This is a genomic window from Burkholderia sp. Bp9090, assembly GCF_003857985.1.
Lineage (GTDB): Bacteria > Pseudomonadota > Gammaproteobacteria > Burkholderiales > Burkholderiaceae > Burkholderia.
The window spans coordinates 46,021-59,065 of the sequence record NZ_QTPV01000038.1 but is presented as its reverse complement, the minus strand read 5'-3'; the positions used below and the strand labels follow the sequence as shown (position 1 = coordinate 59,065).

The 13,045-nt window shown below is 64.2% G+C and carries 12 protein-coding genes; 4 read left to right on the top strand and 8 right to left on the bottom strand.

Translation table 11 applies throughout. The features are described 5' to 3' along the window. Positions 1-29: 29 nt before the first annotated feature. The 5 genes from DIE16_RS27450 to DIE16_RS27430 all read right to left on the bottom strand — a co-directional run bounded on the left by DIE16_RS27450 (position 30) and on the right by DIE16_RS27430 (position 3,753). Positions 30-1,361 (bottom strand): type II and III secretion system protein family protein, encoded by a 1,332-nt coding sequence (locus tag DIE16_RS27450; protein WP_124893779.1) that lies wholly within the window; start codon positions 1,359-1,361, stop codon positions 30-32. Positions 1,362-1,425: 64 nt separating this feature from the next. Then, on the bottom strand, positions 1,426-2,364 hold the full coding sequence (cpaB, locus tag DIE16_RS27445) for a Flp pilus assembly protein CpaB (RefSeq protein ID WP_124893778.1): 939 nt from the start codon (positions 2,362-2,364) through the stop codon (positions 1,426-1,428). A 75-nt stretch (positions 2,365-2,439) separates the two neighbouring features. Further along, positions 2,440-2,943 carry a TadE/TadG family type IV pilus assembly protein gene (locus DIE16_RS27440; RefSeq protein WP_124667745.1) on the bottom strand — a complete coding sequence of 168 codons (504 nt, stop codon included), beginning with the start codon at positions 2,941-2,943 and terminating at the stop codon, positions 2,440-2,442. Further along, the gene (locus tag DIE16_RS27435; protein WP_124893792.1) at positions 2,943-3,440 is read right to left on the bottom strand and encodes a prepilin peptidase; all 498 of its coding nucleotides are present in this window, start codon (positions 3,438-3,440) and stop codon (positions 2,943-2,945) included. Before DIE16_RS27435 ends, DIE16_RS27440 begins: the two co-directional genes overlap by 1 nt. Positions 3,441-3,549: 109 nt before the next feature. Beyond that, positions 3,550-3,753, bottom strand: a complete 204-nt coding sequence (locus DIE16_RS27430) for a Flp family type IVb pilin (RefSeq protein WP_124667732.1) — start codon at positions 3,751-3,753, stop codon at positions 3,550-3,552. A 668-nt stretch (positions 3,754-4,421) separates the two neighbouring features. On the opposite strand from DIE16_RS27430, the gene DIE16_RS27420 reads away from it, so the two are divergent. From DIE16_RS27420 to DIE16_RS27405, 4 genes are all read left to right on the top strand, one after another. Then, positions 4,422-5,879, top strand: coding sequence for a collagen-like triple helix repeat-containing protein (locus DIE16_RS27420; RefSeq protein ID WP_124893777.1), 1,458 nt, complete (start codon positions 4,422-4,424; stop codon positions 5,877-5,879). A 40-nt stretch (positions 5,880-5,919) separates the two neighbouring features. Next, positions 5,920-7,269, top strand: coding sequence for a collagen-like triple helix repeat-containing protein (locus tag DIE16_RS27415; protein ID WP_124893776.1), 1,350 nt, complete (start codon positions 5,920-5,922; stop codon positions 7,267-7,269). A 144-nt stretch (positions 7,270-7,413) separates the two neighbouring features. Beyond that, on the top strand, positions 7,414-9,099 hold the full coding sequence (locus DIE16_RS27410) for a ShlB/FhaC/HecB family hemolysin secretion/activation protein (RefSeq protein WP_044846020.1): 1,686 nt from the start codon (positions 7,414-7,416) through the stop codon (positions 9,097-9,099). Between the two features lie 166 nt (positions 9,100-9,265). Beyond that, positions 9,266-9,727, top strand: coding sequence for a DUF2147 domain-containing protein (locus tag DIE16_RS27405; protein WP_124488928.1), 462 nt, complete (start codon positions 9,266-9,268; stop codon positions 9,725-9,727). Positions 9,728-9,830: 103 nt separating this feature from the next. On the opposite strand, the gene DIE16_RS27400 is transcribed toward DIE16_RS27405, so the two are convergent. The 3 genes from DIE16_RS27400 to lpdA all read right to left on the bottom strand — a co-directional run bounded on the left by DIE16_RS27400 (position 9,831) and on the right by lpdA (position 13,012). Beyond that, positions 9,831-10,241, bottom strand: coding sequence for a transposase (locus tag DIE16_RS27400; protein WP_124572950.1), 411 nt, complete (start codon positions 10,239-10,241; stop codon positions 9,831-9,833). Between the two features lie 144 nt (positions 10,242-10,385). After that, a complete protein-coding gene (gene zapE / locus DIE16_RS27395) occupies positions 10,386-11,483 on the bottom strand; it encodes a cell division protein ZapE (protein ID WP_124488906.1) in 1,098 nt (365 codons plus the stop codon). A gap of 98 nt (positions 11,484-11,581) precedes the next feature. Then, positions 11,582-13,012 carry a dihydrolipoyl dehydrogenase gene (gene lpdA / locus DIE16_RS27390; RefSeq protein ID WP_044846024.1) on the bottom strand — a complete coding sequence of 477 codons (1,431 nt, stop codon included), beginning with the start codon at positions 13,010-13,012 and terminating at the stop codon, positions 11,582-11,584. Positions 13,013-13,045: the final 33 nt, after the last annotated feature.

The window sequence follows — 13,045 nt, the reverse complement described above, 5'->3', positions numbered from 1 at the left end:
AATGTGCCACGACGCGCAATGCCTCAGATTCATTTCGAAAACCCCGGTGCCGCATCCGGCGATGCCGCACCGCCCAGGTAGGATCGCCATACCGGCCCGTCGCGCTGCTCGGACAATTCGCCGGGCGTCGCAGGCAGCACCGCCCCCTTCGCAATCGGTGCGACGAGATGCGGTGTCACGATGATCAGCAATTCCTTGTCGTTCTGCTGGTAGTTCAGGTTCTTGAAGAACGTGCCGATGATCGGCAGGTCGCCGAGCAGCGGCACCTTGCTCACGTTCGACATCGTCTGGCGATCGATCAGGCCGCCGATCACGAAACTCTCGCCATCGCCGAGTTCGACCGTCGTATCGGCACGACGCGTCGTGATGCCCGGCACGGCGACACCGCTGATCGTCACGCTGTTCACGAAATCGAGCTGGCTCGATTCCGGCGCGACCTTCAGCGCGATCCGGCTCGGGCTCAGCACCGTCGGAGTCAGCGACAGTCCCACACCGTATTGTTTCCACTGGATCGCGGTCGAGCCAAGCCCCTGCGGCGACGGAACCGGGATCTCGCCGCCGGCGAGGAAGCTGGCGCTCTGGCCGGACAGCGCGACGAGCGTCGGCTCGGCGAGCACGCGCGCCAGATTGTTCGCTTCGAGCAGCGACAGGTCGGCGAAGATGCCGCGGCCCGCTGCATTCACGACCAGGTTGAATGCAGACGCAACCGGTGCGCCGAGCGTCGGAATATACCCGGCCGTACCCGGGCCCGACGCGCCGTTATACGACTGCACGCCGCCCGGCGAAAACGAGCCGAACGAAAAGCCGTTGCTCTGCTTGAAGAAGTTGAAGCCGACCTGCTTGAGCACCGAGCGGCTGAATTCCACCACTCGCACGTCGACCTGCACGACATTCTTGCCGGCCAGCGTCGAACGATCGATCACCGTGCCTTTCGGGCTCATGTTCTTGGCGACCGCCACGGCACGTTCATGCGCATCGAGCGATGCCGACGTTCCCCGCAGCACCGACGTCCCGCCGTATGCCTTCACCTGCGGCGTCGAACCGTCGAGCACCGCTTGCGCAGCAGCATCGACGACTTCGACGCTCCACACCGTCGGCTCGTCGTGACCGCGCTCCCATAACATCACGTTCGTTGTACCCGGCGCTTTCGCAGTCAGCAGCACGGAACCGGTACGACTGCCCTTCATGATCAACACGTCGGCGATCGCGGGATCGCCGACTGCGACACGCTGCAGCGCACGACCTGCAGAAATCTGCCGCTGCGCGCCGACCGCGAGTTCAATCGTGCCGCTCGCGCTTGCAGTTGATGCGAACGTCAAGGTCCAGAGAGCAATCGCGAATGCAGTCAGTATGTTTTTCATTGTTTGTTGGGCCGTCGCACGGCCTTTACTTGTCGTCGCAGATATCGATGGCCACCGATGTTGTTCAATATGCAACCGTTTCCGAGCGGCCGCCGCGGATCAGCTCGATGCTGCCGCCGCCACTACCGCCTCCGACGGATCGCCCTGCCGGCGGCAAGCGCGATGGCAGCGGCGGCACATTTACGTTGGCCACCGCAGTCCTCGACGTACCGGACAGCTGTTGCAGCGATACGCCGGCCGCGGCAAGCGCCGACGGCGACAACTTGTTGTCCGTACGCACCGCCACCGTCTGCATCGCAAGCTCGTCGTCGCGCGGATTGCGCAGTGCGAGCGTCAGCCGACCGCTCGCCTCGCCGAGCGTGAGTGCATCGACCTGCGCCGTCGGCACCGCGAGCACCGCGATGCGCGTATTGCTCGGCTGGCCGTTATTGCCGTTCGTGTTGCTGCCGCTGTCGCGCTCCGGCGTCGCGTCGCCGAACGACAGCACGCGCACCTTCGACATCAGGAGCCGCGCTTGTGTCTGCGAGACTTCGCCGTCGAGCATCCCGCCGCCCGCCTCACGCTTCAGGTTCACGAAGACGTCGACGAAGTTGCCGGGCCGCAGGCGATTGCCGACCGCATTGGTCTCGTCGACACGAACCGCAATCGCGCGCTCGCCCGGCTGCACGTCCTCGGCAAGCCCCGACACCAGTGCGTCCGACACAACCGGTGCCGACGCCGGGATGTCTCTCACCGGAACGCGACCGACCAGGGCGGCCGGATCGGAAAACGCACCTGCCGGCGCAGGAGCAACTGGTTGAACCCTCAACGCATCGGCGGCAATCGGCTGCCCCATCGGCAGCGCGCGCGTCGCGATAACCACTGACACCGGGCTCGCAGCGACAGCCTGTTGCACGGGGATGGGACTAGGCGTACTGCGCCCAAGCATCCAAGCGTAGATTCCAAGCAGAACAGCGATCGCAATCAGCAACCCCGCGATGATTTTTGTCAGATTGTTGGCCATGTTGATATGGGAATGCCGGAATCAGGTTCAAGAGCGTGATGACGATCGGGCGACTCGATTAAATAGGATTGCGATTCAGAGCATGCTTGGCTGAACTTGCACGGTCGCACTACTCTGCAGCTGCGGCGCAGTGAACAGGAATATCCACGGGATCAGCGGATTCGCCGCGTATGAATAGGTCGTTGTCACCATCACGTTGAATGCGGCGGTGGACGTCGATGTGAATGTCCCGCCGCAGGTCACGCCGGGCGTCGACGTGGGCGACGGTACCGAAGTGGACACCTGCGCGGCGAAACTGACGTTCTTCGACCACGGTGCGCCGCCCAACGCTTGCGTCACGGCATTTCGCGCATTGACCTGCAGGCGGTCGCACGGCGCCGACGTGTAGTTCAACGCAGCGCGCGCGCCTTCGGATGCCGCGAATGTCAGGCTTTGCTGGATGATGAACACCATCCCGAACGTGACGATCGCGTAGAAAATCAGGAAGAACAAAGGAAAGACGACAGCGAACTCAACCGCCGCCACTCCTCGTTGCCACCGCCATGCGGACGGCTGGCGCGCTTGCGTCCCCCGAGCCATCACATTCCCCTCACATACATAAGATGCAGAAGCCAAACAGCCGCGGGTATAACGAGAAAGGCCGCATAGGGCGTCGCGCGACGGCCGCCGAGCGTCATTGTGGGCATCGTGCGCTTGTACAGCAGGGAAACAGACGTCCGCGACAGCAGCATTAACCAAAGCGCGTGCAGCCCCCCGGCGAGACTCGCGACAACCCAAAGCCACAACAATGCTTGCGCACCACACCATGCACCCAGTACGGCGAATACCTTAACGTCGGCCGCGCCCATGACGCGCAATGCGAACAAGGGCGAAAAGCAAATCAGCCCTACGACCGCGCCTGCCAATGATTGAGAGAGGGAAATTCCAAACGGATTTCCGGAGATCGTCGCGCCCACCAGTGCGGCCACCAAACCGAAAATGACGAGTGAATTTCGAATGCGCCGAAGACGGATATCACTGGCCGCGACAAATACCGCCCAGCCCAGGAATGTCCCGCAGAAAATAAGACGTACCATCACGCCGCGATCGATCCCGGCCAGATCGGCGGGCGAACAACTAATGCAGTCCGCCCGCTGCCCAGCCGCAAGATGATTTCCGGAACCCGCGCCCTCTCACCCGCCGCGATTAACTCGAAGCAGCCGCGGTCCAGCACGTGCTACTCGGCGCCGAGACACAGGTACCAATTTTTGAGAAGGTACTGCTGAGATTGGACCCCACCGAGGAGGCGCCAGCGATGATGGCAACAGCAATCAGACCCGCAATCAGCCCATACTCGATCGCGGTAACCCCGTCTTCTTCCTTGAGGAAGCGCTTGATGAGTGCTTTCATTTTTTAATTCCTCGTGCCTGTATGTACGTTTTTTGGCCTTTTATACGTTGTAGTTCCCGTATATCTGGCCCTTGCCCCGCGTCGTTCGCTACAACTAAGTAACGACAACCGGATGCGCTTTCTTTATATGTCACCCCGAGGGGTATGTATCACAATTTGATGCAAGTTAACATTCGCGATAGTGACCCTCCTCGAACGTCGTGTACCGAGCTGTACATTTCCTTACACCTGCTCCGGATTCTATATCCGATCGTATTTAACTTCCAACCTCTTTTAAGACCGGATCGAAAAAACTTTCCGGGAGCACAGCCGTATTTGTACGGCGTTTCGGTACGACTTACACATAGGACTTACGATAGGTTAGATGTGCACACCTAATCCACCAGTAAAACAGCCGGAGCGCCCGCCAGGCCTGCACGCCCGCCCACGTTACGCCGCACGCGTAACGCCAATGTTGTGACGTTACGTTACGAAACGGCCGAAACCGTTCTCATTCGACCGTTCTTAAACAGATTCAACAATCTTTCAGTTTGCCTAAATCCCTTTTCCGACAAGGAATTGCCCCGTTTAAAACCAATCGTCGAACCGTCGGCCATCGAAATGGCACGACAGTTGCAGAGTAATCCCCGCATCACTCAACACAACATCAGCTTCAATGCGAGGACGAAATGGACATTCAGGTTATCCCTCATGGCACGCTCCGGACGACTATGATCGCGGCCACCGTGGCAGCCATGCTTTCCCTCTCTGCGTGCGGCGGCTCCGGTTCCATCAGCAAGGGGCTCAGCGGCGGTTCCAGCTCGGGCGGTGGCGACTCCGTCTCGACGTCGGGCGGCGGCACCTCGGGCGGCACGTCCGGTTCGACGAGCGGCAGCACGTCGGGCGGCACCAGCGGCTCGACCAGTGGCAGCACGAGCGGCTCGACGAGCGGCAGCACCAGCGGCACGACGAGCGGCACGACGAGCGGAACGTCCAGCGGAACGAGCGGCACCTCCGGTGTGTCGTCGAACGCAGTGGGTCAGGTCCTCGCAAGCGGCAGCAATCTCGTCACCAATCTCGGTGGCACCGTGTCAAACCTCGGCGGCGTCGTCGCCGGCCAGTCGTTGCCCGGCGTCAACCCGGCCACGACGCAAGCGGCGGGCGGCATCATCCAGAACGTCGGCGGCGCGGTCACTGCACTCGGCAATGGCCTCGGCAACGGCCTCGGCCAGCTCGGCGCAACGAAAGACCCGGTCGGCGTCACGGTCGCCAGCACCGGCGGCGTGGTGAACCAGCTCGGCGGCGCAGTCACGCAGACCGGCAACCTGGTCACGAGCCTCGGCAGTGGCCCGTTGTCGCCACTCGCTCCCGTCACCGGCGCCGTCGGCGGCCTCGTGACGCAGGTCGGCAACGCGGTTTCGAACGGTGGCACCACGCTGTCCAACGTGCTGTCGACCGGCCCGATCCAGCAGGTCACGCAGACGGTCAGCTCGGCGATCACGCCGATCACGACGATGGTCGGTCAGACGACGCAGACGATCGGGACGGCCACCGGCCTCGGCGCCCCGGTCAACACGCTGCTCGGCACGATCGGCAACGGCCTGAACCAGGCCGGCGCGGTGATTGCGTCGACGGGCGGCAATCCCGTCACGACCGGCCTCGGCAGCACTGTCTCGTCGACCGGCAATACCGTGAAGGCCGTCGGCGGCCTGCTCACGGGCGCCACCGGCGGCGCGACCAACCCGCTCGCGCCGCTCACGGGCCTGCTCACGACCGTCACCGGCACGCTCGGCGGCGCAACGGGCGGTACGAGCGGCGGCCCGCTCGCTCCGGTCACCGGCCTCGTCTCCACCGTCACCGGCGCACTCGGCGGCGCAACGGGTGGCACGAGCGGCGGTCCGCTCGCTCCGGTCACCGGCCTCGTCTCCACGGTTACCGGCGCGCTCGGCGGCGCAACGGGCGGCGCGGGCGGCAGCAACCCGCTCGCTCCCGTGACGGGCGCCGTGTCCGCGGTCACCAGCACGGTCGGTGCCCCGGCACTGAGCGGCACCACGGGCGCCGTCACGAATTCGGGCTCGGGCTCGAACCCGCTCGCGCCTGTCACGTCGCTGCTCGGCGGCCTGCTCGGCGGCACGCACGGCAAGTAATCGAACATCCATTCATCGACAAGACAGCGAGGAGTCCATCATGTCCCAGCAACGTTCCATCACGTCGGCCGCCCTGCGCCAATGGCGCGCGCCCCTCACCGCTTTCGCCGCAGCGTGCCTGCTGGCCGCCTGCGGCGGCAACAGCGTCAGCACGCCGCCGACGAGCAGCAATGCCGGCAGCAGCAGCGGCACGAGCGGCACCAGTGGTACGAGCGGCACCAGCGGCTCGTCCACCGGCACCAAGGGCGCTGTCAGCACGATAGGCCAGACGGCAACCGACCTCGGCAGCACGGTCGGCAACATCAGCGTGCCCGGCCTCGGCGACGGCGTGACGAAGGGTGTCGGCAGCACCGTCTCGAGCACCGGCACGATCATCAACGCGGCTGCCGATGCGTTGAGCAACGGGCTGGGACAGACCGGCTCGATCAAGGATCCCGTCGGCACGACGGTCGCCGGCCTCGGGAACGTCGTGGGCGCGACGAGCAACACCGTGTCCGGACTGAGTTCGACGGTCAAGGCGCTCGGCACGGGTCCGCTCGCGCCGCTCGCCCCTGTCACGACGCCGGTCGGAACCGTGCTCGACACGGTTGCCAACGGCCTGTCGGCAGCCGGCACGACGATCGGTTCGACGCTGTCGTCGGGTGCCGTGCAGCAGGTTACGCAACCGCTCAGCTCGGCGATCACGCCGCTGGTGATTACCGCAGGCCAGGTCACGCAACAGGTCGGCACGACCACCGGCCTCGGGCAGCCCGTGTCGGGCCTGCTCGGTCAGGTCGGCGGTGCAATCAGCTCGGCGGGCACGAAGGTCGCAAGCACGTCTAACCAGCCGCTCGTCGGCGACGTCGGCCAGCTCGTCACCGCGGTCGGCAACACCGTGACCAACGCGGGCGGCCTCGTGAACCCGAACGGTCCGAACGGCGCGGCACCGATCCCCGGCCTGCTCACCAGCCTCGTCGGCGGCTCGACGGCTACGGTCCAGAACGGCACGTCGTCGGGTTCCGGCTCGACGAACCCGCTCGGCGGCCTGCTGTCCGGCCTCGGCTCGACGCCGCTCGGTTCGCTCACGGGTGCGGTCGGCGGCGCAACGGGCAGCTCGGGCAGCAATCCGCTCGCGCCCGTCACGGGCCTCGTGTCGACGGTCACGGGCACGCTGGGCGGCGCAACGGGTGGTGCAGGCGGGGCAAACCCTCTCGCGCCCGTCACCGGTTTGCTGAATACTGTCACCGGAACAGTCGGCGGTGCAGCGGGAACCGGGGGTTCGTCGAGCCCGCTCGCACCAGTCACGTCGCTGGTCGGCAGCGTGACGGGTGCGGCATCGTCGGGCAGTTCGACGGGTCTGCTGGCACCGGTCACGGGGCTGCTGGGCACGCTGGGTAGCGTCGGCAAGTAAGGAGGACGATCGCGCCTTTGCAGCCGGAGCAGGAGGCGCGGCCGTACCAATACAACCGGCAATGCGGCACGCGGCGCGCGACACCCTGGTGTCGCGCGCCCGCATTAGAAAGAAGATGAAAAGCAAGGCCTACGAGGAAGAACAATGAAATCCAGACTCGACAGATGGATGATGCTGCTCGCTATCGCGGCAGCAGGCACGGCACATGCACAAACGCGCGCGGCAGGTAACCCGCTCGACTCCCTCCCCCAGATCAACGCACCGCAGAAAGGCCCGAGCGTCACCGTGCAGGTCGCGCCGCAGGCACCGCAACTGCAGGAACTGCTGTCGCGGCACCTGACGCCGACGACGTTCCAGGTGGAAGGCGTGAAGTCGGTGCCGTTCGACGAGATCTCGCGTCGCTTCACGCCCCTCGTCGGCAAGGACATCACGATCGGCGAGCTGATCGAAACCGCCAACGGCGTGACCAAGCTGTACCAGGATCGCGGCTATGCGCTGTCGTTCGCGTTCATTCCCGCGCAGACGTTCGAGAACGGCGTCGTGCGCGTCACGGTCGTCGAAGGCTATGTGTCGGACGTCAAGGTGACCGGCAAGCCCGGCGCGATGGAATCGAAGATCCGCGCGATCGCCGCGCACATCACGGCCGATCGCCCGCTGCGCCGCGCGACGTTCGAACGCTACGTGAACACGTTCGGCCTCCTGCCCGGCGTGTCGGTGAAGGCCAATGTGCCGCCGCCGCAGACGACCGACGGCGCAACGACGCTCGAACTGGCCGTCGACCGCAAGGCATTCAACATCAGCACCGGCATCGATTTCAATCACCCGGGCGTGCAGGGGCTCATCACCGCAACGGAGAACGGCCTCACGTCGTTCGGCGAGCAATTGAGCATTTCCGCGCTGGTGCCGCCCGGACGCGACAAGCAGACCTACGTCGCATTCAGCGGCGCCGTGCCGGTCGGCAGCAGCGGCCTGGTCACGCGCCTCGACGCCAGCACGTATCGCGGCAAGCCGACCGACAACCCGGGCCTGCCGTCGACCGTCGAGCGCACCGTCAAGAACGAGAAGCTCGGTCTTTCGGCATCCTATCCGTTGCTGCTGAACAACCAGCGCAGCCTGCTCGGCACCGTGTCGGGCTATGCGTCGCACAACGAAGACCGCTACCAGAACAAGATCAGCGGCAACAGCATCGATACACGCTCGCAGGTCCGCGTGCTGCAGATGCAGCTCGACTACACGAGCGTATCGGCCAAGCAGGTACAGAAGCTGAGCGTGAACGTCGCGAAGGGCTTCAACATTCTCGGCGCGTCGAAATCGCAGGACATCACGATCGGCTCGAACACGACGTCGGTGGACAGCCCGATCTCGCTGACGTTCGTGCGCACCGGCGCGACCTTCACGCAGACCAACGAATGGCCGTTCAAGATCGGCACGTCGGTCTCGCTGACCGGCCAGTACAGCCCCGACTCGCTGCCGACGTCGGAGCAGATCTCGTTCGGTTCGACACGCTATGCCCTCGGCTACCAGCCCGGCGAAACGTCGGGCGATTCGGGCTGGGGAATGTCGCTGGAGGTCAACCGCGGGTTCACGCCGGGCTGGACGTACATGAAATCGATCACGCCGTACATCGCGTACGACATGGCGCGCGTGTATCTGCATACCGGCACGCCGTCGCCGAGCCGCCTGTCGTCGGTCGGTATCGGCGTGCGGTTTACCGACAGCCGCTACTACAGTCTCGACCTGAACATCGCGAAGCCGGTCGGCGATGCACCGGTTGAAAGCGCATCGCGCAGCCCGCGCGTGAATGCCGCGTTCTCGTATCAGCTCAACTGATCGGTCACCAAACAGCCTGCGTCTCGCGGGCCGTTTGGATTAGAACCCCCTCTATCAAACGCAGCGTGCGGTTTCACGTATTCTGGCAAAGCTCGCAACATGCCACCGCCCCATGCAGACGGTCGTGCGGGCACATCGAACACGACATGAAACAAGGAGGAAGACGATGATTCAACTGACCCGCCCGTTGCGCGCGCTGGCCGTCGCAAGCGCCCTGCTCGCTTGCGCCGCCCCAACCTTCGCCCAGGCCGACAGCCCCGTCGGCATGTGGCAAACGATCGACGACAACACGCATCAGCCGAAGGCGCTCGTACAGATCGCCGACGACGGCGAAGGCTCGCTGTCGGGCAAAGTCGTCAAGGGCCTCGGCGCCAATGACACGCCCGATCGCCGCTGCACCGCATGCACGGACGAGCGCAAAGATCAGCTCATCAAGGGCATGACGATCATCAAGGCGATGAAGAAGGACGGCGATCACTGGGACGGCGGCAACATTCTCGACCCGGAGAACGGCAAGGTCTACAAGTGCAAGATGTCGCTCGAAGACGGCGGCCAGAAGCTCGTCGTGCGCGGCTATATCGGCGTATCGCTGCTCGGCCGGTCACAGACCTGGGTTCGCGCACAATGACGCAACGCGCGTCGACACGCTCGACGCGATAAAAAAATCGGCCTGCGACGACGTCGTCAGGCCGATTTTGTTTTGACGCCGACGTGCATGAAACCGATCGACATCACGCTGCGCGCTTCAGCGCATCCGCCGTGTAGCTGCGCGGTGCGCGATAGACCGGCGCCACGGCACTGCGCACAGCTGCCGCCTTCGATTGCGCGTGCTTGCGCATCCGCGTGGCCAGCTGGTCGCACAGATTCGCGCCTGCGTCGCCATATAACGCATGCATCACCTGCCGCAGCGTGCCGGTCTCGTGCCAGACCTTGAAACGGCGGTGGCAGGTTTGGTACGAAGGGTAACGACGCGGCATCGCGGACCAGGTCGCGCCGCTATAAATGACCCACAGCACGCCGTTCAGGACGGCGCGTGTGTTGGCCAGTGGTCGGCCGCGCAACTCGGTGCGCGGCTGCATTTCGGGAAAAAACGGCGCGACGCAGCGCCACTCATGGTCGGTCAGATCGCGGTACGGTGTCATGGATATCTCCAGCCTTGGGAACCATGACACAACGATATCGGCTGACCTCGACCGTGAACATAAGACAAGTCCGAAAATACCCGGAGATTGCGGGAATTTGACCGGAATTGACCTTTGAAGCCCGGCGCTCGCTGGCAACCGCGATCAGGTCAGCGAAGTATCGACGATGCGACGCGGCGTTTCGAGGTATTCCTTCGACTGCATCTCGACGATCCGCGACACCGTGCGCGTGAACTCGTTCGCCATCGGCCCTTCGACGTACAACTGCTCCGCCGGCACCGCCGCGGACATCAGCAGCTTGACCTTGTGGTCGTACAGCACGTCGATGAGCCAGGTGAAGCGTCGCGCCTCGGACGCCATCCGCGGCGACATCTGCGGCACTTCCGACAGCACGATCGCATGGAAGCGGCTGGCAAGCTCGAGATAGTCGTTCTGTGAACGCGGGCCGCCGCACAGCGTCGCGAAGTCGAACCAGACGACCCCGTCGGCCTTGCGCAGCGCCTTCAACTCGCGCTTCTCGATATGCAGGAGCGGGCTTTCGTCCGGCACTGCGGCGAGCTTCGCGAACGCATGACGCAATTCGCGATCGGCGTCCGCGCCGAGCGGCGTGTGGTACATCTGCACCTGCGCCAGCGTGCGCTGACGATAGTCGACGCCCGCGTCGACGTTCAGCACGTCGAGCTTTTGCTTGATCAGCGCGATCGCCGGCAGCATGCGGTCGCGATGCAGGCCATCGGGATACAGATCGTCGGGATCGTAGTTGGACGTCATCACGAACTGCACGCCGTTGTTGAAGAGGCGATCGAGCAGCCGGTACAGGATCATCGCGTCCGCGATGTCCGACACGTGGAATTCGTCGAAACAGATCAGCCGGTAGCGCTTCGCGATGCGCCGCGCGAGCTCGTCGAGCGGATCGGCCTGCCCTTTCAGCTCCTCGAGTTCGCGGTGGACTTCACGCATGAATTCGTGGAAATGCAGGCGCGTCTTGCGCTGCACGGGCACCACCGCATAGAAGCTGTCCATCAGGAAGCTCTTGCCGCGGCCGACGCCGCCCCACATGTAGACGCCGCGCGGGAGGTCCGGATGATTGATGAGCTTCTTGAACGCGTTCGAGCGACGCGCCTTGTACTCGACCCACTCGTCGAAACAGCGCTGCAGGCGATCGACGGCCGCGCGCTGGGCGGGATCGGACTGATAGCCGCGCGTGGTCAGTTCGCGCGTGTAGTATTCGGTGACGTTCATCGGGCAAACCGGAAAGAACGAAGGCGAGCGGGAAACCCCGCCCGCCTTCGTCATGAGACTGCTGCACCGGCCAATGGCCGGCCGGCGCTATACCGCGCTCAGCTGTTCAGCGAGCGCTTGTCGACGGCGAGCGCCGCTTCGCGCATCACTTCCGACATCGACGGGTGCGGATGGCAGATGCGGGCGATGTCTTCCGACGCCGCCTTGAACTCCATCGCCACCACGGCTTCCGCAATCAGGTCCGACGCGTTTGCGGCGATCACGTGCACGCCGAGCAGTTCGTCGGTCTTCGCGTCCGCGATCATCTTCACGAAACCGTCCGGCGCGTTCATGCCGAGCGCGCGGCCGTTGATCGAGAACGGGAACTTGCCCGACTTGATCTCGCGGCCTTCGGCCTTCAGCTGCTGTTCCGTCTTGCCGACCCATGCGATTTCCGGGTACGTGTAGATCACCCACGGAATGCAGTTGTAGTCGATGTGCGGCTTCTGGCCGTCGATCACTTCCGCGACCAGCACGCCTTCGTCTTCCGCCTTGTGCGCGAGCATCGGGCCACGCACCACGTCGCCGATCGCGTAGACGTTCGGCACCGCGGTACGGCAGTGGTCGTCCACGTCGATGAAGCCACGCTCGTTCGCCTTCAGGCCGATTGCCTCGAGGCCGAGGTTGTCGGTGTTCGGCACACGGCCGACCGACACGATCAGGCGGTCGGCGTCGAGCGTCTGCGCGTTGCCGTCCTTGTCCGTGTAAGCGATCGACACGCCGTCGGCGGTCGTCTTCACTTCGCCGATCTTCACGCCGAGATGGATGTCGAGGCCCTGCTTCTTGAACAGCTTGGCCGCTTCCTTCGCGAGCGCTTCATCGGCTGCACCGAGGAATGCCGGCAGCGCTTCGAGCACCGTCACTTCGGCACCCAGGCGACGCCACACCGAGCCGAGCTCGAGGCCGATCACGCCTGCGCCGATCACGGCGAGCTTCTTCGGCACCGAGTCGAACGTCAGCGCACCTTCGTTGTCCGACACGATCTTGTTGTCGACCGGGATACCCGGCAGGTGACGCGCCTTCGAGCCCGTCGCGATGATCACGTTCTTCGCGGTGACGACTTCGGTTTCACCCTCGCCGCTCACTTCGATCTGCACGCCGGCATCGGTCTTGCCGGTGAACTTGCCATGGCCCTTCAGCCAGGTGATCTTGTTCTTCTTGAACAGGAACTCGATCCCGCTCGTCATTTTCTCGACGATCGCATCCTTGCGGCCGAGCATCTTCGCGACGTCGATCTTCACGCCGTCGACCGTGATGCCGTGGTCGGCCAGGTGATGCGACGTGTTCTCGAACTCTTCCGACGAGGCGAGCAGCGCCTTCGACGGGATGCAGCCGACGTTCAGGCAGGTACCGCCGAGCTTCAGCGCGCCGGCCGGGTTCTTCCACTTCTCGATACAGGCAACGGTCTTGCCGAGCTGCGCGGCGCGAATCGCGGCGATGTAGCCGCCGGGGCCGGCGCCGATCACGACGACGTCAAATTCCTTGGACATGACAATCCTTTCTACTTGTACGCCCGCACGCTC